This window comes from Nocardia sp. CS682 (assembly GCF_004634405.1).
GTDB lineage: Bacteria > Actinomycetota > Actinomycetes > Mycobacteriales > Mycobacteriaceae > Nocardia > Nocardia ninae.
In genome coordinates this window covers 2,545,199-2,571,463 of record NZ_CP029710.1, presented here as the reverse complement: position 1 = coordinate 2,571,463, position 26,265 = coordinate 2,545,199, and the positions used below count along the sequence as shown (strand labels likewise).

The window sequence follows — 26,265 nt, the reverse complement described above, 5'->3', positions numbered from 1 at the left end:
ATCGCGCCGGTCCGGGCGCGGAGCGAGCGCGTGACCGGAGGGTTCGAGATGTTCACCACCAGGCCGACTTTGCGGGGCACCTTCGGGATGGTGTCGTCCACCCACTGGCTGGCGTCGCAGTCCGCGATGGCCGTGCTCGAACGCGGCGGCAACGCCTACGACGCGGCGGTGGCCGCCGGATTCGTGCTGCACGTGGTGGAGCCGCACCTCAACGGGCCTGCGGGCGAGGCGCCGATGATCCTCGCCCCGGTGGGTGAACCGGTCCGGGTGCTGTGTGGGCAGGGACCCGCTCCCGCAGGCGCGAGCGCCGCGCACTATCGCGGGCTCGGGCTCGAATTCATTCCGGGCACCGGGCCGTTGGCGGCCGCGGTACCCGGCGCGTTCGACGCCTGGATGGTGTTGCTGCGTGATTACGGCACGCGGTCGCTGGCCGAGCTGCTCAGCTTCGCCATCGGTTACGCGCAGGACGGGCACCCGCCCGTTCCGCGGGTGCGGCAACAGGTGGAGGAGGTCCGCGAACTCTTCACCACCGAATGGACTTCCTCGGCCGAGGTGTACCTGCGCGACGGCATCGCGCCGAAACCCGGTGAGTTGTTCCGCAATCCGGCGCTTGGCCGGACGTGGCGCCGGTTGATCGACGAAGCCGTCGCCGCGGGCGGTGGCGACCGGGTGGCGGAAATCGAAGCGGCCCGGCGCATTTGGCGCAGCGGATTCGTCGCCGAGGCGATGCTGCGGCAGTCGGCGCGGCCCACCCTCGACACCAGCGGCGAGCGGCACGTCGGCACCCTGACGGCGGCGGACCTGGCCGACTGGTCGGCGACCTACGAGGCGCCCGCGACCTACGACTGGCACGGCTGGACGTTGTGCAAGATGGGGCCGTGGAGTCAGGGACCGGTCTTCCTGCAGCAACTCGCGCTGCTGCCGACGGATCTCCCGGCTTATGGCTCCGCCGAGTACGTCCACCTGCTCATCGAGGGCGGCAAGCTGGCCATGGCCGACCGCGAGGCCTGGTACGGCGATGTGCCCGATGTGCCGGTGTCGGTGCTGCTTTCGGCGGAGTACAACGCGCAGCGGCGCGCGCTGATCGACGCGAAGGCCTCCTACGAACTGCGTCCCGGCAGCCCGGACGGGCGTACGCCACTGCTCAGCTCGCACATCGGCGGCACGGCTCCGGTGGCCGACGAGCCGGGTGCGGGGGAACCGTCACTGGCCAGTGCGGGCGAAGCACGAGGCGACACTTGCCATTTCGACATCGTCGACCAGTGGGGAAATATGATCTCGGCAACCCCGAGCGGCGGTTGGCTGCACTCCAATCCCGTCATCCCGGAGCTCGGTTTTCCGCTCGGCACCCGCCTGCAGATGGCCTGGTTGGACGAGGGCCTGCCGAATACCCTTGTGCCAGGCCATCGTCCGCGCACCACCCTGACTCCGACCTTGGCTTTGCGCGATGGCGTTCCGGTGCTCGCCTTCGGTACGCCCGGCGGTGACCAGCAGGATCAGTGGCAGTTGCACTTCTTCCTGTCCGTCGCCTACGGCGGCTTGGATCTGCAAGCCGCGATCGACGCACCGAATTGGCATGGCACGTCGTTTCCCAGCTCGTTCTACCCGCGGGACATGGAACCGGGCGGTGTCGTGGTGGAGTCCAGGATCGGCGAGTCGATCATCGACGACCTGCGCCGACGCGGACACGATGTCACCGTCGGCGAACCCTGGTCGGAAGGTCGGCTGTGCGCCGTGGCTCGGGACCCGGAGTCGGGTGTGCTGTCGGCCGCCGCGAACCCGCGCGGCATGCAGGGCTACGCCGTCGGGCGCTGAATATCGTGGCTGCGCGTCGGCTATTTCGAGGCGCTGACCTCTAGTTCGCGGAGCCCGGGATGGACGGCCGGATCGGCGGTCGTAACGTTCAGTCGGATGTAGCGGGCAGGGATCGGGTTCGCGGCCGCGCCGGTTGCCGGATCGACGGTTACCGGCGTCCAGGTCTGGTTGTCAGCGGACACCGAGATGGTGGACGTCGCCGGCGCGGGGTCCGACCAGCGTGGAAGTATCCGGCCGACAAGCGTTTCGGTGCCCAGGTCGACAGTGAGGCTGCCTTGTTCGGCGTCGGGAGCCCAGCCGGTGGCGTTGCTGCCGTCGACGGCGGCGTCGGCGTAGCGGCCGGGTTCGGCCGAACTCACCGAGACGGGCTTGCAGCGGGCGACGTTGTCGGTGGGCGTCAGGTCCGGTCGGCGGGTCTTGACGCTCAATGGCTGATCACGGCTGACCAGTTCGGTGCCGGTCGCGGTCTGGACCCGCATCTCCGCACCGTCCTTCAGCGTGAGCTTCGTGTCATCGGGTCCGATCTCGGCGTCGAAAGTTCTGCCTTGCCACCGCATGCCACGGATATGCAACCCCGAACTCAGATCCGGGGGCAGCATCGGATCGATGCGAACCTCGTCGGCCCGCAGTCGCAGCCCGAGCAGTCCGTTGGTGAACGTTTGCAGGAAACCGCCCGCGGCGGTGACGAAGGTGAACGCAGGCGCGCCCGCCAGGGGATCCTTGGCACCCGCCTTGCTGCCGCGGGCCTCCGCGAACTGCCCGAACGGCGCGCGCACGAACGGCCGCACCGCGCGCTCGAGGTAGGTATCGGTCGCACAACCCGGCGTGCCGATGGCCGCGGCGTCGATGGCATGCACCGAGTCGGTCATCGCGGGCCCGTCGGGATCGGTGCGCTCGGCGTAATATTCGAGCGTGTTGGTCGAAACCTCCCGCGACATAGGCCATTCCAGCGGATAGATCAGCAACACGGTGTCCGCCTGCTTGAGCGAGGTTCCGGGATAGCCGTCGTACTGGGCGAATATCTGCCGGGCCGGGTCGAAGGGCATGCGCAGGTGCTCGGCGATCGCGGTCCACTCGGGCGGGGCGGGCTCCCCGAGGATCGCTGCGGCCCGAGCCGCATTGCGCAGCGCCAGTGCGGCAACCGCGTTGGTGTAGACCCCGTCTTTGACGCCGTTGCTGTATTCGTCGGGGCCAGCGACATTGTCGATCGAGTAGCTGCCGTCGGGGTTCGGTGTCACCCGCGAGGCCCAGAATTCGGCCAGGTTCCGCATGATCGGCCAACTGCGATCGCGCAGATAGCCGGTGTCGCCGGTGGCGAGGTAGTACTGCCAGGCCGCGAGGGCGATGTCGCCTTGCAGATGGATCTGGGTGAGGCAATGCGGCGGATCCCAGCTGTGGCACTCCGCCAGGGCGCCCCGGCTCGCGCTGGTCCACGGGTAGAAGGCGCCGCGGTAGCCGAGCTGCTGGGCATTCGCCTGCGCGGCACGCAACGTCTTGTAGCGGTACTCCACCACGGATTTGGCGAGATCGGGCGCCAACTGGAGCAGGCCGGGGAACATCCAGATGTCGGCATCCCAGAACACCGCGCCCGCGTAGTTGTCGCTGCTGAGTCCGACGGGCGAAATGCTGTTGTCCTGTTGGGCATTCGTGCTCGAGTACAGCGAATACAGTGCGCCGCGGGTCCACGACTGTAGGTCGGGGTTGCCGGGTACCTCGAGATCGCCCTGCCACAACGAGCGCCAGGCCGCCGCCGTGCCCGCAAGCAGGTCCGGCCAGCCCTTGCGGGCCGCCCGCAGCGCGGCGTCGTGCGCGGCCGCAGCGGGATCGGCGGTGGTGAGTTCGGTGTCGACACCGACGAACTTCGTGACCTCGTAAGACTTTCCGGCTTGCACGGAGAGACGGGTCTGCTGGCTGGCGGTGAGATCCTGCGCCGTCGACTGCTGCGACGCGCCCGTACTCAGCACCGACGCGACCGCGCCGTCGACTCCGGTGCCGTCAGTGCGGAAGCCGACTCGGACGCCGTCAGCGCCCGCGTCGCCGTGGGTCTGGGTGATTCGGCGGGCGCCCGCGCCGTCGAGCACATCGGTCACGGTGAGCTCCCCGGACCAGTGCGGGACGAGGGTGAGATGGACCGCGCCCACGTGCTGGTCGACTCGATCCGTTACGACGTCGTACACCAGATCGGTGGCCTTGCCGTCCCGGTTGGTCCAGGTGAGCGCGGTGCGCACCAGCCCGCAGCGCAGGTAGCGGGTCTGGGTGAAGTTCGTGATCCGCTCGGCCGGTGTGTCCGCTGCGTAGGTGTCGGCGCCGACACCGACAGTGAGCGCCGACCAGTTCGGGATGGCGGCGGCGACCTCGCGATCGTCGGCCAGCGCAGGCGTGTGCCCGTACAGGCCGGCGACGAAAGCGCCGTCGTAGCGCGGGGTATACAGCGGCCAGCCGCTGGGCTCACCCGTCGACACGTACCCGGCGCCACGGGGTGGCACGCGCAACCCGAGATAACCGTTGCCGACGAACGGATGTCGCTCGAAACCGGCGTCCACCTCGGCGTTCGACGACATCCAGCCCGGCGCGGACGCGGCATCGTCATTCGGGCAGACGGACGCGGACCGCTCCTGCGGGTTGTGCCGGATGGCGAACACCACCCCGACAACCACCAACACGACCGCTGCGACCAGCGCGATACCGACCAGGAGCGTGGTGCGAGAACGCATTCCGTACCTCCATGTGACGCATGGACGATGGTGTCGTGCTCGGCTACGCGGGTCCGGGTCCAGAGAGGGAGATGACGGGGACAGCCGACCAGTAGTCATCCTATGATCGCCCGTCGGCGGCGATTCGGCCACGGTGATCCGCGGCGGGTGTCGCAGGGTCTCGTCGTCGCCTGGTTGCGGTGTCGCGCCCTTACGGCGTCGCGGTGCGGGCGTTCGGGTCGAAGCCACCGGGAATTTCGTAGATGAGGCCGGTGAAGGTGGCGCCGAAGAGGCGGCCCGCCGAGAACCCGCTGCTGCCGCGACCGTATGTGAGCACACTCGTCATCGGGTTGCCACCGCCGAGAACGCAGTATTGGTTCGGAGCGTCGATCCGGATGACCTGACCTGCCGTGTTGAGGGGGACCACCGGGCGGTCCAGCGAATCGAGCGTCAGACCGTCCGGCGCGGCGAGCGCGTCGCCGCCGCCGAGGTCGAGCAGCGACTGCGGCGCACCCGGGTTGGCGGTGGGGATCCGGCTCACCCCCGGATCAGCGAATGTCCTGCTGACATAGAGGTATTCGTCATCGGTGCCGAGAACCGCACCGTTCGCGCTCGGGAACGACGCCCAATCGGCCTGGACCGCGCCGTTCGGGTAGACCCGGCCGACCAGATTGCCGAAGTCGTTGGTGGCGTAGACGGTTCCGTCCTGCGCGACGTCCATGCCGTTCGCGGCACTGAGCCCCGCAGCGTAGGGCGCGGTCGCGCCGGTATCCGGATCGAGGGTGATGATCCCGGCGTGCCGCAGCGTGTCACCGGCGAACGAGCGCGCGTCCGCGCCATAGCCGACCAGCAATTTGTCGTCCGGCGTCCAAGCGAGGGCACCCCCACCGCCGCTCGGCACGGTGGCAATGGGCACCGGCACGGCGCCTGGCGCGTCGATGCGATACACCCGCCCGGTCGCCAGATCCGTGGTGAAGGCACGGCCGCGTGCATCGACGGTCAGTCCTTCCAGTGCCCCGGGCAGTGCCGCGGCAGGCACCGTCGGTTGTCCCGCGCCGCCGCACACCGGCGCGGCGTGCGCTGCGGGCGCGACCACCGCCGACAACCCGGCGAACGTCAGTGCGGCCACGGTGATCGCGGCTTTGTCCATGGTGCTCATGCATACCTCGGCTGTCTCTGGTGGGTGCGACTCGCCGCCACGGAGCCCGAAGCGCCGGAAATCCAGTGCAGTATGCGCTCCTGGCGGCGGGAGATCACGTACGCCGGTTGCCCCGGCGTGGCACCGGCAAACCTGCGAGACGGTCAGCGCCGCACCGCGTTTGCGAGCGGGCGGGCTACGCTTCGGGGAGATCGGCCGAGGTGGCAGAGACGAGGTGCTGGTCGCCTCCGGTGTGAAGGAGTGGTGCGCGATGAGTGACGAGGTGGAGACTCCGCCGTTCGCGGAGATCGTCAACGGGGCGCTGGAATTCACCATTCCGATCGCGCATCGGATGGGGGTGACCGCGGTCGACGTGCGGCGCGGGTTCGCGGCGACGACGGTGCCGATCGAGGGCAACGGCAACCACTACGGGGTGATGTACGCCGGGGTGCTGTTCACGGTGGCCGAGATCCTCGGTGGCGCGATCGCGATCGCCACCTTCGACAACTCCGAGTTCTACCCGCTGGTCAAGGACCTGCACGTGTTCTTCCGCAAGCCTGCGAAGACCGATGTGCGCGCCGAGGCGCGGTTGTCCGAGGACGAGATCGCGCGGATCGCCGAAGAAGCCGCTGCCACGGGGAAGTCGAACTTCACGTTGACCGCCGTGGTCACCGATGCCGACGGCGTTGTCGTCGCGGAGACCGAGGGGCTTTATCAACTGCGGGCGCACGGCAAGTAAGGGTTCGGCGCCGAACCGTTCGTCGCGGGGATTTACCCGCTTTTCGAGGCGTGCACAGCGAGGTTTTCTTTGTTGTCCCGCTGAGTGGGACACCGCCGTGTCGCCGTGCGACCGGCGCCACAATTTCGTGGTGATCTCGGGCACATAACGTAACAATCTCAGTGCTCGGCGGCGATTCTTCTTGCCTGCTCGAGATGCATAAACGGCATAACCCTCCAGTTGGGGTTCAGGAAGTTCCGGCGTGATCGGCACGTGATTAGTAGCGACTTCTTCGCTACCGTCGCCGGAGCCCGATCGATGACGGGCTCGAACTCGAACCGTTGAATGCCGGTGACCCTGTCCCACGGTTCGAGGATCCCCGACCTCCCTGGGGACAGGGGCACGGCGAGCAGATGCCGGGCCGGTAGGCGCAGGCAGGAACTCATATGTCGCATAATCGCAAGTTCAATACCCGCGTCCTCGGCTTCACCGCCGCACTGGGCGCCCTCGTGGCCGTCCCCTTCGGCCTGTCCACCGCCACCGCGTCGGCCCACGACTGGGACGCCGTCGCGCAGTGCGAGAGCGGCGGCAACTGGGGGATCGAGACCGGTAACGGCTTCTCCGGTGGCCTGCAGTTCACCCAGAGCACCTGGACCGCCAACGGCGGCGTCGGCAGCCCGAGCAACGCCAGCCGGGCCGAGCAGATCCGCGTCGCGGAGAACGTGCTCGCCACCCAGGGCCCCGGCGCCTGGCCGGTGTGCGGCGCCTACCTCTGATGCGTCTCCGGCGCCTACCGCGCAACGCGGTAGGCGCCGGGCTATTTCGGGGCGATTAGCGGGCGAACATTATTGCCCGACTACGAGAATGTTTCTCGCACGTCGAATGTCTTTCGCATTATCGAATCCGTGGATGATCGAGCGAGCGCTCAGATATTTCATCCCAGGATTTCGAACTAGAACACGTTTCGGTCTCGTGAGTCGAAATGCCTGCAGCCGGTGACGGGTATCACTAGCCTGTTGCCACCCGGCTTCCTTCGTGCTGGCTCGCCGTAGAACTGGACGAGATGCCGTGGCTAGAAAGGCATCTCGACCATGAGTTCGACCACCACCGCAGCCCCGCCGACCATTCTCACCGGGCTGTGGCAGCGCAAGCTACCGCACTATCCCGATACCCCCGCTCGCTCCTGGTATCTGGCCGTTGTCGTCATCACCTCGATCGCGCTCTACTACCAGTTGTTCGTCACCGGCGCGGTGGGCAATGAGCTGATCGCCTATTTCGACCTCTCGTTCGCCTACTTCGTCTGGATCTTCATCATCGGCGCCGCGTTCGGCGCGGCCGCCTCGGTGCTCGCGGGCGTGCTCGACCGGTGGGGACGGGCCAATATCGTCGCCTACGGCGTGGTGATCTGCTCGCTGCTGACCCTGTTCGCGGTGCCCGCGACCACCACGAAAGAGCAGTACCTCGTCGTCTACTGCCTGGTGAGCATCGTCGAAGGCGCCGTCCTGGTGGCCACGCCCGCGCTCATCCGTGACTTCTCGCCGCAGCTCGGCCGCGCCTCCGCCATGGGATTCTGGACTCTCGGGCCGGTCATCGGCGCCCTGGTCACCACCCAGATCTCCACCCGGACACTGGACGCGCATCCCGACTGGCAGTACCACTACCGGCTGTGCGGGGTGATCTGCCTGGTCATCGCGGTGATCGCGGTGATCGGCCTGCGTGAGCTGAGCCCGCAACTGCGCGACCAGATCATGGTGTCGCTGCGCGACCGGGCGTTGATCGAGGCGCGCGCCCGCGGACTGGATGTGCGCGCCCTGGAACAGGGGCAGTGGCGCCAGATGCTGCACCTCGACATCGTCGGGTCGGCGTTGGCCATCAGCCTGTTCCTGGCGTTCTTCTACACGATCGTGTCCTTCCTGCCCGTCTACATGGCCACGAATTTCGGCTTCAGCCCGGCCAAGGCCAATGCGCTCGGCAACTGGTACTGGACCGCCAACGCCCTCGCCCTGGTGCTGGCGGGCATCGCCTCGGACTACCTCAAGGTGCGCAAGCCGTTCATGATCGTCGGCGCGCTGATCAGCATCGTCGGCATGTATCTGTTCATCGGGTACACCGACGAGCCCGGCACCGGCTACTACACGTTCGCCTGGGTTTTCGTGATCATCGCCGTCGGCACCGGCATCGCTTACTCGACCTGGATGGCCAGCTTCACCGAGACCGTGGAGCAGCGCAATCCGGCGGCGACCGCGGTCGGCCTCGCGGTGTGGGGTGGCACGCTGCGCAGCGTCGTCACCGTGGTGCTTTTCGGCCTGCTCGTGGTGGTGAACGCGGCGGGTCCGCTGGTCAACCACGGTCCACGGCTGCACGAGATCCAGTCGAAGTACGGTCCGCAGTTGGCGACGATGCAACAGGTCGGGCCGGAAACGCTTGCGGCACTGGGTAAGAACCCGAACGACCAGGTCGCCATGGTGACGGCGCTGAACAAGCTGACCGGTGCGTCGCCCGCTGAGATCCAGCAGGCGTTCGTGCTCAGCGGCCGATACACCGACGAACTCGCGACGCTGCAGGCCATCGAACCGGCCACGCAGGCGGCGCTCGCCGCGAACCCGCAGGACGGGACCGCCGGGCTCGCGGCGGTGGAGCAGGTGGCGAAGAAGTTCGGTATCCCGCCGGATCAGGCGATCACCCGGCTCACCGCGGTCCAGCAGATTCCGGCCGCCGACCTCGCCGTCCTGGGCAGCGTGGGTGCGAAGCTCGAGCAGGCGGGGCGGCAACTCCAGGCGGTCGGCGCCATTCCCGCCGACGATCAGGCCTATTTGGCCGCGCACGCGAAAGAGGTCCAGCAGGCTCAGGCCGATTCGCCGAACCAGTGGGAGCGGTGGTGGTGGATCTGCCTTATCGCGCAGATCGCGTTCCTGCCGTTCGTTTTCCTGATGGCAGGGCACTGGAACCCCAAGAAGGCGGCGGCCCAGGCCGACGCGCACGATCGGCTGGTCCAGCGGGAATTGGCGGCGCTGACGCCGCTGCCGAGCGGGCGGTAAGCACTCGACACCGGGTCACCTCGCACAGCACCTGGACGCCGTCCGCGAGTTTCACCTCGTCGACGGCGTCCCAGGTGGTCAGCGGGGGATGGCGGAGGGTATCGGGTGGTCCGGCTCGAGCGCGGGCAGGCCGTCGAGGCTGGTCGCGTTGTCGCCGACGATGCGGCGGGCGAAGTCGTCGTCGCTGCGGCTGCCGTGCAGTTTGTCCAGCACCGGCCGTTCGTCGACGAGCTCGAGGTAGGGGACCGAGTAGCCGCAGGAGTCGGCGATGCGGTCGACGGTGACGACGATGGCGCCGCGGAGTCCGGGATGCTGGAGGCCGAAATGCGGTCGGAGGGTGTCGAATTCGGCGGAGTCCGGGCGCACCAGCCGGCCGGTGCCGAAGAGTCGCAGGATCCGCGAGGTGCGGGAGAACGAGCAGAACATCACCGTGATGCGCCCGTTGTCGCGCAGGTGCGCGATGGTTTCCGCGCCGCTGCCGTAGAGATCGAGGTAGGCGAAGGTATGGTCGTCGAGCACGGCGAAGGTGTCGCGGTAGCCCTTGGGGGACAGGTTGACTCGCCCGCCTTCGGAAGGGGCGGTCGCGACGAAGAACATCGACTGCTCAGCGATGAACTTGCGGAGCGCGTCGTCGAGATGCGAGAAGACCTTCGCCATCCGGGCCCTTTCCCTAGCCGTCCCATGACAGGACTCCGGGTTCGAGCGTAACTCCGGGGTGAGTGTCGATGGGCGGCTGAGGCTCAGATCACGTGCCCGCCGGTGACGCGGGTGCTGCGCGTCATCCGAGCGTTTCGAGCCCCGCGTCGAGCAGTAGCGGCACGGCCGCGCCGATCGTGGCGAAGCCCTCGCCCACCGTCTTGCCCGCGAGGAAGCGCTGGTGAATACCCTCCGCGATGACCGCCAACTTGAAGTAGCCGAGGGCCTGATAGAACGGCAGGTGCGTCAGCGAGTAACCCGTTGCGGCGGCGTAGCGTTCGGCGATCTCCGCGGTGGACAGGAAACCGGGGTTGGCGCTCGGCGCGTGCCGGACCCCGAGCACCGGCTCGCAACGATCGTCCCAATAGACCTGGAGCAGGCCGAGATCGGCGAGCGGGTCGCCGAGCGTGGCCATCTCCCAGTCGACCACGGCGGCGATCGTGCCGAAGTCGTCGCGGGCCACGATCGTGTTGTCCAAGCGGTAGTCGCCGTGCACGATGGTCTCGGCCGCCTGCTCCGGCAGCGCGGTGCGCAGCGCGTCGGTGAGGCGGTCGAGGGCGGCGAGCTCGCGGGTGGCGACGCGATCCCACTGGCCGCGCCAGCGTTTCACCTGGCGGCCGAGGTATCCGGCGGGGCGGCCGAATTCGGCGAGGCCGACGGCGGTGTAGTCGACCGCGTGCAGTGCGGCGAGGGTGTCGATGAGTGCTTCCGAGCAGGCCTTGGCCTGCTCGGTGGTGAGTGCGGCGGTCTGGTCGCCGTCCTGCAGGACGTGGCCGTCCACGAACGAGACCACCGCGAACGGGACACCGATCACCTCGGTGTCCTCGCATAACGTGACCGTCTGTGCGACAGGCACATCCGTGTTCTGCAACGCGGCGACGATGCGAAATTCGCGAGCCATGTCGTGCGCGGTGGGGGTGAGCGGGCCGAGCGGCGGGCGGCGCAGCACCCAGTCGTTGGTTCCGTCGTTCAGGCGGTAGGTGAGGTTGGATTTGCCGCCTTTCAGCAGCGATGCCGTCAGCGGCCCTGCGGTTTGCGGCACGTTGGCCTCGAAATACCGTTGCAGCACCGGTAGATCGAGGCCGGCCAGTGCCGCGGTCATCGGGTCACCAACTCGACCGGCCGGTGCGCGGTGCGCGTCATCCGAGACGCTCGATGATGGTGGCGTTGGCCAAACCGCCTGCCTCGCACATGGTTTGCAGGCCATAGCGGCCGCCGGTCTGTTCGAGATGATTGACCATGGTGGCCAGGATACGGGTGCCGGAGGCGCCGAGGGGGTGGCCGAGGGCGATCGCGCCGCCGCGCGGGTTCAGCTTGGCCGGATCCGCGCCCAGCTCGTGCTGCCACACCAGCGGAACCGGGGCGAACGCCTCGTTCACCTCATAGGCGTCGATGTCGTCGATGCTCAGGCCTGCCCGCTCCAGCACCTTGCGGGTGGCCGGGATGACGGCGGTCAGCATGAGCAGTGGGTCGTCGCCGACCACCGAGAAGGAATGGAACCGCGCCCTGGGACGTAAACCCAGCTTGTTCGCGGCTTCCTCGCTCATGATCAACGCGGCCGACGCGCCATCGGTCAGCGGGGAGGAGTTGCCCGGCGTGATCGACCACTCGATCTCCGGGAACCGCTGGGCGAACTGGTCGTCCACGAACGCGGGTTTCAGTCCCGCCAGGCCTTCGGCGGTGGTCGTGGGGCGGATCGTCTCGTCCGCGGTCAAGGTGCCCGCGGCGACCAGCTCGCTTCCGAATCCGCCTGCTGCGGCCGTTTCCGCGGCGAGCCGGTGTGAGCGTGCCGCGAACTCGTCGAGCGTGACCCGGTCGAATTTCCACCGCGCACTGATCACCTCGGCCGCGATGCCTTGCTGCACAAGACCTTCCGGATACCGATGCGCCAACGGACCCTTGTTCGCATCTTTGCCCTGGGCGTTGGAGAACATCGGCGCCCGGCTCATCGACTCCACGCCGCAGGCGATCGCGATGTCATACGCCCCCGAGATCACCCCCTGCGCCGCGAAATGCGCCGCCTGCTGACTCGATCCGCACTGCCGGTCCACCGTCGTCGCGGGCACCGACTCCGGGAACCCCGCGGCCAGCGCCGCCGTCCTGCTGATGTTGAACGCCTGCTCACCGCTCTGCGTCACGCACCCGCCGACCACATCATCGATCAGCGCCGGATCCAGCCCGTTGCGCGCCACCAACTCGGTCAGCACCCCGGCGAGCAAGGTGGCCGGATGTACCCCTGACAACCCACCCCCGACCTTCCCCTTGCCCGACGGGGTACGAACGACATCGACGATGACGGCGGACCTCATAGCCCTCTCCGATCAGCTAAGTTAGTTGCGATTCTCGTCTAAGTTAACACGGATTCGCGTGTGAGGGATCGAGAAGGCGGAGGTCTGCTGGAGGTTGCTCGATCAGTCTCCGAAGACCACATCGAGAGAATCAGCGACGGCCGCCTTGTCCATCCACGCTTCCAGCTGTTCGGTATCCGAGGTGGAAAGAATGCGCGTGCGGAGGTCGTCGGAAACTACGAACCCACGCGCGACTAGCGCCCGCAACAGCATCTTCGCTTCGCCTCGCGCTTCGCCTTCGGCGCGTCCCTGGTCGAGCAGACCGTCGACCCAGTCGTCACGGTAGGTAGGGCTGGCCATGAGTTCCTCCAGGCAATCGACGGGTCCGTCAACTGCCGAAGATCGCATTCAGCGAGTCGGCTGCTATCGCCTTGTCGCCCCATTCCTCCAACTGGACGGTATCCAGACACGATTCGATGCGTGTGCGGAGGTCGTCAGGGACAGCCCATCCACGTGCGGCAAGGACGCGCAACAACATCTTTGCCTCGCCACGGGCTTCGCCTTCGGCGCGTCCCTGGTCGAGCAGACCGTCGACCCAGTCGTCACGGTAAGTAGGGCTGGCCATGAGTTCCTCCAGGGCTTTTCTGGCCGCGTCCGAGGCGGCGTGCCGGACAAATCGAGTGTATGTCGTGCGGGTCTCGCGATCGAGGGTGGCGAGTTTATCGAGGACCAGGCGGCGGTTGGCGTCTTCGGTGAGGTCGAGGGCGTGGGTGAGGGCGGCTAGGACGGTGAGTTCGGGGGCGACGCCTGCGAAGGCCGGGTTGGTGGGGTCGGGGGTGTTGTGTGGGCCGATGACGATGGGGGCGAGGCTGAATCCGGGGTGGCCGGTGTGGATGGTGCGGCTGCAGGCGTGTGCGGTGGCTGGGTTCGCGGCGATGACGACCAAGACGGCGTCGCAGTCGTGCTGGGATTGGGCGACCGCGACGTAGGCCGGCCAGGCCCGCCGTTTGCCGCGTTTGGGTGGGGCGGATTGCGATTCGGTGATGACGGCGAGCTTGTCGCCGTCGATGCCGCGGAGCAGCGTGACGGCGTCGGCGCGGAACTCGGGCGGATTGCAGGTACTGAGGTTGCTGTCGCTGATCGTGGCTGTGGCTCCGGCGGGTAGCTGGATGCCGGTATCCGCCAGGAGCGCGGCAGCCAATTCCGGGTTGTGGCGCAACAATTCGAGGGGCGCTTCGTGGTGGATGCTCGGCATGGCGGGAACAGTGTCACCGCGTACCGACAGACTTTTCCGGCTCCGGCCGCGTCGAGCGCAACACGCCGCTGAGCACTGCACCCCGTTTGATCAGCGGTTTTCCGACAGCCGCTGGTCGCGTCGTCGAGGGTGTGGGAATTATGCTGAATAGGTATGAGTTTCAGTGGCTTTCAGCGCGGCCCAGAGTTTCAGGCCGGGGCGCAGGCGTAGGTCGGCGACGGTGGCGGGGGTCACGTCGGCGAGGACGGGTGGGGTGCCGTCCAGGCGCAGGCGGATGGTGTGGGCGTGCTGTTCGATGCCGGAGATGGTGACCGGCCAGGCGTTGCGCGGGCTGCCGGTGGGGTGGTCGGGGTGCAGGCTGACGGCGGTGGGGGCGAAGGCGACGTGCACCGGGCCGGTGCCGGGCTCGGCGACGATGAGGGTGCCGCCGGTGTCGAGCTCGACGGTGGTGCCGTGGGCGGTGCCGCGATACAGGTTGAGGCCCACCAGGTTCGCGACGTAGTCGGAGCGCGGTCGGCGGGCCACCTCGCTCGGGGAGCCTTCCTGGACGACGACGCCGTTTTCGAGGATGACGAGCCGGTCGGCCAGCACCATCGCGTCGAGCGGGTCGTGGGTGACCAGCACGGTGTGGCCGGGATAGTCGGTGAGATGGTGTGCGAGGTCGGAGCGCACGCGCAGACGGGTGCTCGCGTCGAGCGCGGCCAGCGGCTCGTCCAGCAGCAGCAGTGCGGGCTCGGTGGCGAGCGCGCGGGCGAGGGCGACGCGTTGGGCTTGGCCGCCGGACAGGGCACGCGGTTTGGCGTGCACGTGGTCGGCGAGGCCGACCCGGTCCAGCCACTGCACGGCGCGGGTTCGCGCGGCGGCGCGGCGATGGCCGCGGGCGCGCAGGCCGAACGCGACGTTGTCCAGCGCGCTCAGGTGCCCGAACAGCAGGTAATCCTGGAAGACCACGCCGACTTCGCGATGTTCGGCGGGTACGAACACCTTCGGCGGTGCGTCCCAAGTCTTTTCACCGACCCGAAGCACTCCGTCGGTGAGTGGCGTCAACCCCGCCAGCGTCCGCAACGCGGTGGTCTTGCCCGCACCGTTGGGACCGAGCAGGGCAACGACTTCACCAGGCGCCACCGACAATTCGATATCGAGGTCGAAATCGCCCCGGGTCACCCGTAATTGGGCATCCAACGTCATACGGCGCCTCGAATCCACCGCTCGCGCAAGGCGACAAGCACGGCGACCGACACGGTGAGCAGCACCAGGCTGAGCACGATCGCATCCGCCGGATCGGTTTCCAAGGCCAGATAGACCGCCAGCGGCATCGTGGTCGTCTTCCCGGGAAAGTTGCCCGCGAACGTGATCGTGGCACCGAATTCGCCGAGCGCGCGCGCCCAGCACAGCACCGCACCCGCCACGACACCCGGCAGCACGGACGGCAGCGTCACCCGCCGGAAGGTCAACCAGCGCGACGCCCCCAATGTCGCCGCCGCCTCCTCGAAGCGCGGATCCGCCGCCCGCAGCGCGCCTTCCACCGAGATCACCAGAAAAGGCATCGCCACGAAGGCTTCCGCGAGCACTACGCCCGCCGTCGTGAAAGGCAGTGAGACGCCGAACCATTCGTACAGATACTGACCGACCAGCCCGCGTCTGCCGAGCACCAGCAGCAGCGCGACACCGCCGACCACGGGCGGCAGCACCAGTGGCACCGTCACCAGCGCCCGCAACACGGCGCGACCGCGCAGCTCACCGCGCGCGAGCAGCCAGGCCAACGGCACGCCGAGGATCAGGCAGATCACCGTCGCGAGACTGGCGGTGACCAGCGAAAGCCGAAGGGCCTGACCGACTTCGGCATCGAGCAGGCGATCCGGCATACTGCGCCACGGCGCGCGAACCAGCAGCCCGACCAGGGGAACCAGTAGAAAGGCCAGTGCGAGCAGCGCGGGCAATACGAGCACCAGCGGGCGTCGTCCCCGCACCGCCCGGCGTCGCGTCACGGTGCGTCGAATCCCGCCTCGGCGAACACCGCCCGCGCCTGCTCGGACCGCACGAAGTCGACGAAGGCAACGGCGGCGGCCGAATTGGGCGCGTGCGCGAGCGGCGCGATCGGGTAGTCGTTGATCGCCGCGGCCGCCTCGGCGAAGTCGATGCCCTCGACCTGCGCACCCGCGGCCAGCACGTCGGTCCGATACACCAGCGCGGCATCCACCTCACCGAGCTTGACCTTGGTCAGCACCGCTTTCACGTCGGCCTCGCGGGTATCGGGCTGCGGCGTGACGCCCGCGGCCGCGAACACCGTCTTCGCGGCGGCCCCGCACGGCACCTGTTCGGCACACAGCGCGAGCTTCGGCTCGGTCCTACCGAAGTCGGCCAGGCCGGTGATGCGGCCGGGATTCCCCTTGGGTACCGCGATCGCCAGCCGGTTGCGGACGAAGGTGCTCGGCGCGACGGTCACTTCGCCCTTGTCTCGGACCTGCTGCATGTTCTTGGGCGCCGCGGCGGCGAAGACGTCGGCGGGTGCACCCTGATTGATCTGCTCGGCCAGCGCCGAGCTGGCACCGAAGCTGTAGACCACGCGAACGCCGGGGTGCGCGGCCTCGAATTGCCTGCCCAACTCGGTGAATGTCTCGGTCAGCGAGGCCGCGGCGAACACCGTGACGGTGCCGCCGAGCGCGCCGGTCTCCGCGGGCGCCGCTTGATCGTCCGAGCAGCCCACCACGGTCAGTGCGGTCACTGCGGCAACAGCAGCGGCGCTCAGCGCACGAATCATCCTCGACCTCATCAACTTTCCGGAATCTCGACTACGACATGGGTCGACTTGACCGACGCCACCGCGACGCTGCCGACCTCGAGCCCGAGCTCGTCGACCGATTCCCGGCTGAGCAGCGACACCAGCCGGAACGGCCCGGCCTGCATCTCCACCTGCGCCATCACCGTGTCCTTGAGTACCCGCGTCACGATGCCGCGCATCCGGTTGCGCGCGGACGCCGCAACGGTGACGCCTGGCTCGGGGGTTTCCGCGTTGGCCTGCAGGAATTCGGCCAGCTCGCGCCCGCGCACCCCCTTGCGCCCGTTGCCGAGCTGGATCGCGGTCAGCTTGCCCTGCTCGATCCACCGCCGCACGGTGTCGTCGCTGACGCCCGCCAGCACCGCCACCTCACTGATCCGCAAATCCGACACGATCAGTAGTTTATTGCCGCATCTGCGGAAAGCAAGGGGCAGTCACCTGGACAGTGCAGGCTTGGACGTACGTGTCCTGTCCCGGGGCACCTGCTCGTTCCGAGCCATCCGGCGCATCCGCGCGACCGCACGAAGGGCTTCGCGCTGGGGCCGTACCCGTCCTGAAGAGTGCACTCGATTACGTCCGCATGACCGCTTTTTCCGATATGTGCAGAATGTGATCGGTGTGGCGGAATTGTCGGTGAACTGTCTCACAACATACGTCGGCCGAACTATTGCCCGACTCGGCGGAAACCCCTGTCCACCATATGATTTCGCACCATCTTCGCGCATTCCGGCGGACCGTCCACCGGTGATCAACCGGCGCGGGCTCACCCGGCGATCATTACATTGGAGAGGATTTCGCAGTCCCATCTGATGGAGGAATTTCGGTGCCGCTTATCGATCTGGGTTCGTCCGCTTTGAATCTCGCGAACGTCGTGACGTCCATTGCCGCCAACATCACCTACCTGTTGCAGGCCTGGCACGTCATCTAATCGATCTTGTGACCCGGCGGCACCTCGGCCGCCGGGCGCAGGCTTAAGATCCGGGCCGGTTGGTTCGAACCGGCAGCCGGTTCGCTTATAGCCCTAATACGTTGTCTCAGAGCCGAATCCGGCTACTGCGCGCCCTGGTTGTTGTTATGGTGACGCCAAGCCCAGGGAGGCGATGCTTGGTGTTTGTGGGGCGCACCGATCTACTCGAATTGATCGACACATTGATCGAGGTTCCGGCGACCGATGCGGTCCGGCCGCCGAAGCCGGTCCTGGTCGTGGAAGGGTGCGGCGGCTCCGGTCGGACCGCCCTGCTGAACAAGGTGCTCGACAAGTGGAAAGGGCACACGCCCTCGGTGCTGGTCCGGCCGCTGGAACGCCCCTTCGACGTGCACAATCCGCTGCGCACCGTGCTGGCCGCGGCCATGCTCGGGCTGAGCGCCGACATCCCCGGCTACGCCGTCGCGTTCCATCGGGTGGTCATCGCGCAGATCGTCATCGCCGAGGATTTCCACGACGTCCCGCCGGCGGAGCAGCTCGACAAGCTGCACCTGCTGCTCAACCGATACAAGCGCCGCTCCGCCCTCATCGAGTTCGTTCGCAACCTGATCAATCTGGCCGGGTCGCTGGCCGCCAACATCCAGGTACCCGGCGCCCAGGTGATCGCACCGGGCGTGGCCAGTGCGATCTCCGACGCGGTGGTCGACCGGTTGATGGGCGGCCGGCTGATGAGCAGGTTCACCTGGGGTCCGAACGCGGCGTGGTTCGCCCACCAGGACCTGGGCCTGCGCCTGGATGCCGAGCACACGCTGATCGAACTCAGCAACAACGCCAGAAGCACCGATCCGATCATCCGACGTGGCGTCGACGACGTGCTCGTCGGCGCGTTCCTGGCGGATCTGCGGCACAGCGTCGCCAAGGTCAACTGGCGCACCTCGAATATTCTGGTGCTCATCGACGACGGTGACGCGTCGGCGGCCACCTCCTTCACCGGTTCCTTGCTGCGGGTCAGGCAGTCGATCGCGGCGACCAACGCCCGACTGTCCGATCCGCTCGCGCTGGTGACCGTCAGCTCCGGTGCGCTGGTCGACGGGCTGGTCGGGCAGGTGCCCGCGCCGACGGTGTTGCCCGATCCGCTCGCGCCGCCGCGGCTCGCGGCCGCCGGATCGCCGTGGGCGCGGGTGCGGTTGCCGGAACTCGGCCTGAGCGATGTCCAGTTGATGGCCAAGGATGTCGACCCGTACCAGTCGGAAAACATCGGCGCATCGATCTACCGGCTCACCCGGGGTCATCCCGCGGGCACGGACTACCTGCTGCGCCGGATCAAACACGACCGCGACCTGCTCGGCGACCTCGACGGCCTGCTGCGGAGCCCCGGACCCGAAACCGGCACCACCGTCGAGCAATATCTGTTGCGCGTTTTCGTGCGAGGCCTGAGCGTGCACAAACTCTTCCGCCGGGAGTTGGCGACCGCGCTCGTCACGGTCGCGGCGGCCAGGCACAAAACCGAGGCGCAAGGTCTGGTCGCGCTGCTGCCCGCCGGGGTCGAGCACGATTCGCCGCTGTTCCAGTTGCGGTCGATATGGTCCGCCGCCACTCCGGGCGGCGAGGATCGGCTGCCTGCGCTGGCGCGGCTGCTCGGCCTGCGCGCACTGGCCACCCGCACCGAAGGGCAGGACTGGGCAAGGGTTTTCGGCCATCTGCGCGACAACGTCGCCGCCGATGATCGGGCGAGCAGACTGCACCACGCTCGCCTGCTGAGTGGCCGCGATGCGGTGGTCGGCGAGCTCGCGGAGCTGTTGCCCGAGTTACCGTCCGCGCAGTGGCTGCGCCTGTTCGACGAGGTCGTCGAGACACCGGACCCGTCCGCGCGCGATCGCGATCTGATCGACGACGACGATCGCGCGCACACCTTGCACGAGTACCTCGCGGTCCTGGTCGCGCTGGTGCCCGCGTTCGAGTCGGATATCCGGATCACCGCGCCGGAGCAGAAGTCGCTGCTGTGTTCGCGGATCGAGCACAGCTACGAGAAGCTGGCCGACCACGCCCGGGACAAGCTGCCGTTCCTGGTGCGCGCCAACAGATATCACGGCCTCGCCGACCGATTCCAGTGACCCGCTGCGGCGGAAGGAGACCCGATCGTGGCATCGCGATACCGGCTAGGCATCTTCCCGAAGCGTGACCGGCCCTTCCCGCGCCCGTGGACCGACTGGGTGCGGTTGGGGCTGGTGCTGACCCTGCTGCTGTTGGCGGGTGCCGGGTTCGGCTTCCGCGGGCCGCTGCACCATGCGGTCACCTGCAACGAGAGCTGGCTGCCCGACTCCGACGCCTGGCAGGCCGGCGCGCGCTGTGTCGGATTATCCGAAGGGCCTTACGCTTTCGAGGTCGACGCGTTCGACCCGGTGATGGGCGTGATCGGTGCGCAGAATCGCGCGGCCGCCGAAGAATGCCCCGGGACCCCAGCTACCGTCGGCGTGCTGCTGACCATGACCGACGAGCTCGCGGGCAGCCGGGCCGTGCACGAACTGGAGGGCATGGCGGCCGGCCAGCGCCGGGCCAACGGCACCGGCTGCCTGCATCCGATGAAGCTGGTCGTCGGTCAAATCGGTGACTACAACGGCAACGGCGACCCGCTCGGGGTCGCCGGGAAGCTGGCCGACCGGGCCGATGTGGTCGCCGTCGCGGGCATCGGCCTCAGCGATCAGATCACCGCTGAGGTTGCGGAAGTGCTTGCCGCGGCGAAGATTCCGATGGTCTCCGATGTGGTCACCGCGGAAGGATTCGACCAGGACGGCTCGCGCGGCGACAACCCGGAATTCGACGGCTGCGACAAGGACATCTCCTATCCACGCGGCATCGCCAGGGACTACTTCTACCGAGTCGCGTTCCGGGTGGCGATTCAGGTGCAGGCCATCGGCGCGGTGGTCACCGCGCGGCCGGACTTCATCATGGTGCCGATCGGCGGCTCGGACCCCTACACCTGCACTACGCTGCCGTTCCTGCAGCGCCAGTACGGCGGCAATCTGCTCGAGGTCAAGTTCGACACGACGGAGCCGAGCACCGTGCCGCAGACGGCGAAACGCGTGTGCGCCACCGTGAAAGACGTGACGATCGCCTACATCGCCCGCGGTCGCGACCTGGGCAGACTGCTGTACGCGCTCGACGAGGCGTATTCGAACGGTCAGTGCGCCGCGACCTCGGTCACGGTGGTCAGCACCTCGGATGGCAACCGGCTGCGCACCGTCGAGTCGGATCCGGCGCTGGAAGATCTGCGGACCAAGGCGCTCGGCTCGCGCACCTTCGCCGACGGCCGGGTGCGGATGCTGTTCACGCTGGTGGCCGGTGCGGACGGACCGCAGGCGGGCAACCCGAACTGGACCGAATTCGAGCGGACTTTCGATGAGGCGGGCTTCGACCTCGCGCACGTCGGCGACGGCTGGGCGGTCAACGCCTACGACGCCGTGACCACCATCGCCACCGCCCTGCGCAGCCTGCCCGCCACCTCGCCGGTGCAGCGCAGTCAGGTGAACGCGACCATCAGCGGATTCTCCGCGCCGGACGCGGCGGTGCCGGGGGCGGGCGGGCCGATCATCTTCGACAACAGTGGCAACCGCACCGGTCCAGGCCCGCAGGTCGTGCGGCTGTGCCCGGTCACCACCTCGGTGGATCGGCCGCCGTACGTGCCCACGGTCGAGGCCAGGCCCGGTGAGTCCGTCCCGCAGTGTGCGCGCTGAACTTTGTGTGTCCGATCACAAATGCCCGTTCTTTGCTCTAGCGTGGGCACGGTTGGTGCCGAGAGGGGCTGTGGATGCGTAGCGGGATGTTGAGTCTGGCGCGGTTGCGCGAGCTGGTTGCGGTCGGGGAGATCGACACGGTGTTGGTCGCGATGACCGACATGCAGGGCAGATTGCAGGGAAAACGTTGCGCGGCACAGTATTTCCTGGATGAGGTGGTACAGCACGCAACCGAGGCGTGTAACTATCTGCTCGCCGTCGACGTGGACATGACGACGGTCGACGGCTACGCGATGTCGTCCTGGGACACCGGGTACGGGGACTTCGTGCTGCGCCCGGACCTGAACACGCTGCGGCTGGTGCCGTGGTGGCCGGGCACCGCGCTGGTGCTGTGCGATGTGGCGAAGGTGGAGCCGGCCGAGGAGCCCGTCGGGGTGTCGCCGCGGCAGGTGCTGCGCGCCCAGCTGAACCGGCTCGCGGCGCACGGGCTGCGCGCCTACGTCGGGACCGAACTCGAATTCCTGGTGTTCGACGACAGTTACGAGGCGGCGTGGTCGGCGGGCTACCGCGACTTGCGCCCGGCCAACCAGTACAACGTCGATTACTCGCTGCTCGGCACCGCGCGCATCGAGCCGCTGCTGCGCCGCATCCGCACCGAAATGGCGGGCGCGGGAATGTATGTCGAGTCGGCGAAGGGGGAGTGCAACCCCGGCCAGCACGAGATCACCTTCCGCTTCGACGAGGCGCTGGCGACCTGCGACAACCACAGCATCTACAAGACCGGCGCGAAGGAGATCGCCGCCCAGGAGGGGCGCAGCCTCTCCTTCATGGCGAAATACAATGAGCGTGAAGGCAACTCGTGCCATATCCATCTCAGCCTGCGCGGTGAGTCCGGCGAGGCCGTGCTCGCGGGTGACGAGGAGCACGGATTCTCCGCACTCATGCGGCATTTCGTCGCCGGTCAGCTGGACTGCTTGCGCGAGTTCACCTACCTGCTCGCGCCGAACATCAACTCCTACAAGCGATTCGTGCCGGGCAGCTTCGCGCCGACGGCGGTCGCCTGGGGCCGCGACAACCGGACCTGTGCGCTGCGCGTGGTCGGGCACGGGCCGTCGCTACGGGTGGAGAATCGGGTGCCCGGCGGCGATGTGAACCCCTACCTCGCGGTGGCCGCCGCCATCGCGGCCGGGCTGCACGGTATCGAGCATCGGCTGCCGCTGGAGCCGGAGTTCACCGGCAATGCCTATCGTTCGCAGCGGCCGCGGGTGCCGCGCACGCTGCGCGAGGCCGCGCAGCTCTTCGGGGACAGCAAGGTGGCACGAGCCGCGTTCGGTGATGATGTAGTGGAGCACTACCGCAATGCGGCGCAGGTCGAGCTGGATGCCTTCGACGCCGCCGTCACCGACTGGGAGCGAATTCGTGGATTCGAACGACTCTGAGGGTCTGCGCACCGGAGTTGTGAAAGACGGCGGGCCGCGGCCCGTGATCGGCCTGCCGACCTATGCGGAGCCCGCGCGGTTCGGCTCGTGGCACGTCGACAGTGCCGTGCTGCCTGCCAGTTATGTGCAGATGGTGGTGGCGGCGGGCGGCATTCCGGTGCTGCTGCCACCGGCCGGGGTGGCCCGCCCGGAACTGGTGGCGCGCCTCGACGGACTGGTGCTGACCGGCGGGGCCGACGTGGCGCCCGCCCGCTACGGCGCGTCCGAGCATGCCCTCACCTACACCCGGCCGGATCGTGACGAGTCCGAGTTCGAGCTGTTCGCGCTGGCGCGGGCGGCCCGGCTGCCGGTGCTCGCGGTGTGCCGGGGCCTGCAGGTGGTGAACGTGGCGTTGGGCGGCACGCTGGTCCAGCATCTGCCGGATGTGGTCGGGCATGCCGAGCACTCGGGCACCGTCGGTGGTTTCACCGTCACCGAGGTGGTGACCGTGGCCGGGAGCAAGGTCGCGGCCATCGCGGGGCCGCAGGTGAAGGCCAACTGCCATCACCACCAGGCGATCGACGTGCTCGCCACCGAATTGGTGGCCACCGCACACGCGACGGACGGCACGATCGAGGCGGCGGAGACGGCGGATGGACCGTTTCTGGTCGGTGTGCAATGGCATCCGGAGGTGGATGCGGTCGACCGCCGGTTGATCGGGGCGCTGGTCGCGGCGGCCGAAGACTATCGAAGGGAGCGGATTTCGTGACGACAGCGCAGGTGCTGAACCCGGCGACCGAGCAGGTCGTGGCGACGGTCGAGCTGGTCGGCGTGGCCGAGACCGACGCGGCGATCGAGCGGGCCCAGCGGGCCGCGCTCGGCTGGCGCGAGGTGGCACCCGGCGATCGGGCCCGGCTGCTGCGCCGGTTCGCCGAGGCCGTCGACGCGGATCTGGAGCGGCTGGCCCAATTGGAGGTCAGCAACTCCGGGCACACCATCGGCAATGCGCGCTGGGAGGCGGGCAACGTCCGCGACGTGCTGCACTATGCGGCAGGCATGCCGGAACGGTTGCTGGGCAATCAGATTCCGGTCGCGGGCGGGGTGGACATCACCTTCCACGAACCGCTCGGCGTGGTCGGGGTGATCGTGCCGTGGAACTTCCCGATGCCGATCGCGGCGTGGGGCTTCGCGCCCGCACTGGCGGCGGGAAACACGGTGGTGCTCAAACCCGCCGAGCTGACGCCGCTGACCGCGATCCGGTTGGGCGAGCTCGCGCTCGAAGCGGGGCTGCCGGAACACGTCTTCCAGGTGCTGCCGGGTAAGGGGTCTGTTGTCGGGCAGCGGTTCGTGACCCATCCCGCGGTGCGCAAGGTGGTGTTCACCGGCTCCACCGAGGTGGGCACCCAGATCATGGCGGGCTGTGCGCAGCAGGTGAAGCGGGTGACGCTCGAGCTCGGCGGCAAGAGCGCGAACATCGTGTTCGCCGATGCCGATCTGGCGCGGGCGGCGGCCACCGCACCATCCGGCGTATTCGACAATGCCGGTCAGGATTGCTGTGCGCGCTCGCGAATCCTCGTGCAGCGCAGTGTTTTCGACAAGTTCCTTGAGTTGCTCGAGCCTGCGGTGCGCGGGGTGCGGGTTGGCGATCCGACGCAGGAGTCCACCGAGATGGGGCCGCTGATCTCCGCCGCGCATCGCGACCGCGTCGCCGCCTACCTCGAGCCGTCGACGAAGGTCGCGTTCACCGGTACGCGCCCCGACGGGCCCGGATTCTGGTATCCGCCAACGGTTGTGCTGCCAGACGCGCCCACCGACCGGGTGCTCACCGAGGAGGTGTTCGGCCCGGTGGTCGCGGTGCTCCCGTTCGAGGACGAGGCCGACGCCGTCCGGATCGCCAACGACACCGAGTACGGGTTGTCCGGCTCCATCTGGACCAACGACGTCGGCCGGGCGCTGCGGGTCTCCCGCGCCGTCGAGGCCGGGAACCTGTCGGTGAATTCGCACTCCTCCGTGCGGTATTGGACCCCGTTCGGCGGGTTCAAGCAGTCAGGTCTCGGCCGCGAACTCGGCCCCGACGCCGCACTCGCGTTCACCGAGACCAAGAACGTCTTCATCGCCACGCAGTGAACCTTTCTCTACCCGACAGGAGATACCTTGCAGCGCTTACAGGATCGAGTCGCCGTTGTCACCGGCGGCGGTAGCGGCATCGGCCTCGCCACGGTCCGCCGCTTCGCGGCCGAGGGCGCGAAGGTCGTCGTCGCCGACATCGACGCAGGCACCGGTGAGGCGGCGGCCGCCGAGGTCGCCGGCTTGTACGTGAAGGTCGACGTGACCGACGAGGCACAGGTCGAGGCCCTGTTCCAGACCGCCGTCGACACCTACGGCGGACTCGACATCGCCTTCAACAACGCGGGAATCTCACCGCCGGAAGACGATTCGATCCTGACCACCGGCCTCGACGCCTGGCGCCGGGTGCAGGAGGTCAATCTCACCTCGGTCTACCTGTGCAGCAAATACGCCATCGGGCACATGCTGGAACGCGGCAAGGGGTCGGTCATCAACACCGCCTCGTTCGTCGCGGTGATGGGGGCGGCGACCTCGCAGATCTCCTACACCGCCTCCAAGGGTGGCGTGCTCGCGATGAGCCGCGAACTCGGAGTCCAGTTCGCCCGCAACGGCATCCGGGTAAACGCGCTGTGCCCCGGGCCCGTCAATACGCCGTTGCTGCAGGAGTTGTTCGCCAAGGATCCGGAGCGGGCCGCTCGTCGCCTGGTACACATCCCGACGGGCCGCTTCGCCGAACCCGAGGAAATCGCCGCCGCTGTCGCGTTTCTCGCCAGCGACGACGCCTCGTTCATCACGGCATCCCAGTTCCTGGTGGACGGTGGGATCTCCGGTGCTTATGTGACGCCGCTGTAGTAACTGGTGGCACGGTCGTCGCCGAGCAGCGGGCTCGGCGACGACCGACCATCGGGTGCTACTGAGGCGCGGCCGGGGGCGGGGGTGACTGCAGCAGATAGTCGAGCAGGCTCAAGCTATGTGTCAGCCTGTCCACTTTCTCCGCCAGGCCGATGGTAGGAGTCTGGGCGCCGGCGCCCGGGTCGGCAGCGTTGCCATCGGTGCCTGCAGCGGCCGGAGGTGCTTCGCTCGGGGCTTCCGCCGCGTTCGGTGTTGACTCGCTGCCTTGGACGTCCGCGCCCGGTGCAGGTGCGGCAGGTGCGGCAGGTGCGGCAGGTGCGTCCGGTGCTGGTGCTGCCGGTGCGGCTGGTACGGCTGGTGCGGCGGGAGCCGCTGGTGCGTTCGGTGCTGGTGCGGCGGGTGCTGCTGGTGCGGCGGGAGCAGCTGGTGCCGCTGGTGCGGCAGGTGCTGGTGCGTTCGGTGCTGGTGCGGCGGGTGCTGCCGGTGCACCAGGCGCAGGCCCGGTGGGCTGGGAGGCATTGGCTCCGGCCATGCCGGCGAACAACAGTGTCGTCGTCAGGCCTGCGATGGCCGCGGTTCCGATCGTGCGTTTCATGTAGAGCCCCTTCTTGATCTCGAAGTGGTCCAGGTAGTTCGAATATTCGACGCGCTGGGCGCGCATGACCGCGAGCAAGCCCTTCGACACCGAGTGATCGGATCGGCCCTGCTGGGGTTCACGTATTCCGCCGTCGGACTTGTGCCTGGTGGCCGTCGTCGCCGAGCGCGAGGCTCGGCGACGACGACGAACAGTTCGGGCTTCGCGTCGGCATCGGACAAAACCATCGACCGCCCGGCGGCGGTGCGGATTGT

At 68.1% G+C, this 26,265-nt stretch carries 22 protein-coding genes; 11 read left to right on the top strand and 11 right to left on the bottom strand.

Annotation, left to right across the window (positions count from 1 at the left end; translation table 11 throughout):
* Positions 1-48 precede the first annotated feature (48 nt).
* The gene (locus tag DMB37_RS11505; RefSeq protein WP_135237500.1) at positions 49-1,815 is read left to right on the top strand and encodes a gamma-glutamyltransferase family protein; all 1,767 of its coding nucleotides are present in this window, start codon (positions 49-51) and stop codon (positions 1,813-1,815) included.
* A gap of 20 nt (positions 1,816-1,835) precedes the next feature.
* Here the strand turns inward: DMB37_RS11505 and DMB37_RS11500 are convergent, their stop codons facing one another.
* Positions 1,836-4,529, bottom strand: a complete 2,694-nt coding sequence (locus tag DMB37_RS11500) for a discoidin domain-containing protein (RefSeq protein WP_135232689.1) — start codon at positions 4,527-4,529, stop codon at positions 1,836-1,838.
* Between the two features lie 190 nt (positions 4,530-4,719).
* Entirely contained in the window at positions 4,720-5,667 is a 948-nt protein-coding gene (locus tag DMB37_RS11495; protein ID WP_240772341.1) for a hypothetical protein, read from the bottom strand.
* 250 nt (positions 5,668-5,917) lie between these two features.
* On the opposite strand from DMB37_RS11495, the gene DMB37_RS11490 reads away from it, so the two are divergent.
* The 3 genes from DMB37_RS11490 to DMB37_RS11480 all read left to right on the top strand — a co-directional run bounded on the left by DMB37_RS11490 (position 5,918) and on the right by DMB37_RS11480 (position 9,402).
* The gene (locus DMB37_RS11490) at positions 5,918-6,385 is read left to right on the top strand and encodes a PaaI family thioesterase (RefSeq protein ID WP_135232688.1); all 468 of its coding nucleotides are present in this window, start codon (positions 5,918-5,920) and stop codon (positions 6,383-6,385) included.
* 425 nt (positions 6,386-6,810) lie between these two features.
* The gene (locus tag DMB37_RS11485; RefSeq protein WP_135232687.1) at positions 6,811-7,140 is read left to right on the top strand and encodes a transglycosylase family protein; all 330 of its coding nucleotides are present in this window, start codon (positions 6,811-6,813) and stop codon (positions 7,138-7,140) included.
* A 315-nt stretch (positions 7,141-7,455) separates the two neighbouring features.
* On the top strand, positions 7,456-9,402 hold the full coding sequence (locus DMB37_RS11480) for an MFS transporter (protein WP_135232686.1): 1,947 nt from the start codon (positions 7,456-7,458) through the stop codon (positions 9,400-9,402).
* Positions 9,403-9,480: 78 nt separating this feature from the next.
* Here the strand turns inward: DMB37_RS11480 and DMB37_RS11475 are convergent, their stop codons facing one another.
* The 9 genes from DMB37_RS11475 to DMB37_RS11435 form a co-directional block, all read right to left on the bottom strand.
* Complete coding sequence (locus DMB37_RS11475; RefSeq protein WP_135232685.1) at positions 9,481-10,059, bottom strand: pyridoxamine 5'-phosphate oxidase family protein; 579 nt, start codon at positions 10,057-10,059, stop codon at positions 9,481-9,483.
* A gap of 121 nt (positions 10,060-10,180) precedes the next feature.
* Positions 10,181-11,200, bottom strand: a complete 1,020-nt coding sequence (locus tag DMB37_RS11470; protein ID WP_135232684.1) for a phosphotransferase family protein — start codon at positions 11,198-11,200, stop codon at positions 10,181-10,183.
* Positions 11,201-11,237: 37 nt separating this feature from the next.
* Entirely contained in the window at positions 11,238-12,407 is a 1,170-nt protein-coding gene (locus DMB37_RS11465; protein WP_135232683.1) for a thiolase family protein, read from the bottom strand.
* A 102-nt stretch (positions 12,408-12,509) separates the two neighbouring features.
* Positions 12,510-12,746 carry a hypothetical protein gene (locus DMB37_RS11460; RefSeq protein ID WP_135232682.1) on the bottom strand — a complete coding sequence of 79 codons (237 nt, stop codon included), beginning with the start codon at positions 12,744-12,746 and terminating at the stop codon, positions 12,510-12,512.
* A 28-nt stretch (positions 12,747-12,774) separates the two neighbouring features.
* The gene (locus DMB37_RS11455; protein WP_135232681.1) at positions 12,775-13,641 is read right to left on the bottom strand and encodes a hypothetical protein; all 867 of its coding nucleotides are present in this window, start codon (positions 13,639-13,641) and stop codon (positions 12,775-12,777) included.
* Between the two features lie 138 nt (positions 13,642-13,779).
* The gene (locus tag DMB37_RS11450) at positions 13,780-14,829 is read right to left on the bottom strand and encodes an ABC transporter ATP-binding protein (protein ID WP_135232680.1); all 1,050 of its coding nucleotides are present in this window, start codon (positions 14,827-14,829) and stop codon (positions 13,780-13,782) included.
* Positions 14,826-15,629 (bottom strand): molybdate ABC transporter permease subunit, encoded by an 804-nt coding sequence (modB, locus tag DMB37_RS11445; RefSeq protein ID WP_206055229.1) that lies wholly within the window; start codon positions 15,627-15,629, stop codon positions 14,826-14,828. The genes DMB37_RS11450 and modB overlap by 4 nt, the downstream gene beginning before the upstream one ends.
* Positions 15,626-16,402: a molybdate ABC transporter substrate-binding protein gene (modA, locus tag DMB37_RS11440; protein ID WP_135232678.1), complete on the bottom strand. Its 777-nt coding sequence runs from the start codon at positions 16,400-16,402 to the stop codon at positions 15,626-15,628. Before modA ends, modB begins: the two co-directional genes overlap by 4 nt.
* A gap of 11 nt (positions 16,403-16,413) precedes the next feature.
* On the bottom strand, positions 16,414-16,812 hold the full coding sequence (locus DMB37_RS11435) for a molybdopterin-binding protein (protein ID WP_135232677.1): 399 nt from the start codon (positions 16,810-16,812) through the stop codon (positions 16,414-16,416).
* 712 nt (positions 16,813-17,524) lie between these two features.
* Here DMB37_RS11435 and DMB37_RS11430 point away from each other — a divergent pair.
* From DMB37_RS11430 to DMB37_RS40470, 7 genes are all read left to right on the top strand, one after another.
* Entirely contained in the window at positions 17,525-19,459 is a 1,935-nt protein-coding gene (locus tag DMB37_RS11430; protein ID WP_135232676.1) for a hypothetical protein, read from the top strand.
* Between the two features lie 27 nt (positions 19,460-19,486).
* Positions 19,487-21,079: an ABC transporter substrate-binding protein gene (locus tag DMB37_RS11425; RefSeq protein WP_240772340.1), complete on the top strand. Its 1,593-nt coding sequence runs from the start codon at positions 19,487-19,489 to the stop codon at positions 21,077-21,079.
* Positions 21,080-21,153: 74 nt separating this feature from the next.
* Positions 21,154-22,518: a glutamine synthetase family protein gene (locus tag DMB37_RS11420; protein ID WP_135232675.1), complete on the top strand. Its 1,365-nt coding sequence runs from the start codon at positions 21,154-21,156 to the stop codon at positions 22,516-22,518.
* Positions 22,499-23,266, top strand: a complete 768-nt coding sequence (locus DMB37_RS11415; RefSeq protein ID WP_240772339.1) for a gamma-glutamyl-gamma-aminobutyrate hydrolase family protein — start codon at positions 22,499-22,501, stop codon at positions 23,264-23,266. The genes DMB37_RS11420 and DMB37_RS11415 overlap by 20 nt, the downstream gene beginning before the upstream one ends.
* Positions 23,263-24,624 carry an aldehyde dehydrogenase gene (locus DMB37_RS11410; protein ID WP_135232673.1) on the top strand — a complete coding sequence of 454 codons (1,362 nt, stop codon included), beginning with the start codon at positions 23,263-23,265 and terminating at the stop codon, positions 24,622-24,624. The genes DMB37_RS11415 and DMB37_RS11410 overlap by 4 nt, the downstream gene beginning before the upstream one ends.
* A gap of 27 nt (positions 24,625-24,651) precedes the next feature.
* Positions 24,652-25,416: a 3-oxoacyl-ACP reductase gene (locus DMB37_RS11405; protein ID WP_107658621.1), complete on the top strand. Its 765-nt coding sequence runs from the start codon at positions 24,652-24,654 to the stop codon at positions 25,414-25,416.
* Between the two features lie 297 nt (positions 25,417-25,713).
* Positions 25,714-26,028, top strand: coding sequence for a hypothetical protein (locus DMB37_RS40470; protein WP_167768810.1), 315 nt, complete (start codon positions 25,714-25,716; stop codon positions 26,026-26,028).
* Positions 26,029-26,265 lie beyond the last annotated feature (237 nt).

What these genes read in the sequence shown, in the direction of transcription:
- DMB37_RS11470 (WP_135232684.1), bottom strand. Translation starts at nt 11,200, where the DNA reads ATGACCGCGGCACTGGCCGGCCTCGATCTACCGGTGCTGCAACGGTAT.
- DMB37_RS11500 (WP_135232689.1), bottom strand. Translation starts at nt 4,529, where the DNA reads ATGCGTTCTCGCACCACGCTCCTGGTCGGTATCGCGCTGGTCGCAGCG.
- DMB37_RS11465 (WP_135232683.1), bottom strand. Translation starts at nt 12,407, where the DNA reads ATGAGGTCCGCCGTCATCGTCGATGTCGTTCGTACCCCGTCGGGCAAG.
- DMB37_RS11490 (WP_135232688.1), top strand. Translation starts at nt 5,918, where the DNA reads ATGAGTGACGAGGTGGAGACTCCGCCGTTCGCGGAGATCGTCAACGGG.
- modA (WP_135232678.1), bottom strand. Translation starts at nt 16,402, where the DNA reads ATGATTCGTGCGCTGAGCGCCGCTGCTGTTGCCGCAGTGACCGCACTG.
- DMB37_RS11505 (WP_135237500.1), top strand. Translation starts at nt 49, where the DNA reads ATGTTCACCACCAGGCCGACTTTGCGGGGCACCTTCGGGATGGTGTCG.
- DMB37_RS11460 (WP_135232682.1), bottom strand. Translation starts at nt 12,746, where the DNA reads ATGGCCAGCCCTACCTACCGTGACGACTGGGTCGACGGTCTGCTCGAC.
- DMB37_RS11485 (WP_135232687.1), top strand. Translation starts at nt 6,811, where the DNA reads ATGTCGCATAATCGCAAGTTCAATACCCGCGTCCTCGGCTTCACCGCC.
- DMB37_RS11450 (WP_135232680.1), bottom strand. Translation starts at nt 14,829, where the DNA reads ATGACGTTGGATGCCCAATTACGGGTGACCCGGGGCGATTTCGACCTC.
- DMB37_RS11480 (WP_135232686.1), top strand. Translation starts at nt 7,456, where the DNA reads ATGAGTTCGACCACCACCGCAGCCCCGCCGACCATTCTCACCGGGCTG.
- DMB37_RS11475 (WP_135232685.1), bottom strand. Translation starts at nt 10,059, where the DNA reads ATGGCGAAGGTCTTCTCGCATCTCGACGACGCGCTCCGCAAGTTCATC.
- DMB37_RS11495 (WP_240772341.1), bottom strand. Translation starts at nt 5,667, where the DNA reads ATGAGCACCATGGACAAAGCCGCGATCACCGTGGCCGCACTGACGTTC.
- DMB37_RS11420 (WP_135232675.1), top strand. Translation starts at nt 21,154, where the DNA reads ATGCGTAGCGGGATGTTGAGTCTGGCGCGGTTGCGCGAGCTGGTTGCG.
- DMB37_RS11455 (WP_135232681.1), bottom strand. Translation starts at nt 13,641, where the DNA reads ATGCCGAGCATCCACCACGAAGCGCCCCTCGAATTGTTGCGCCACAAC.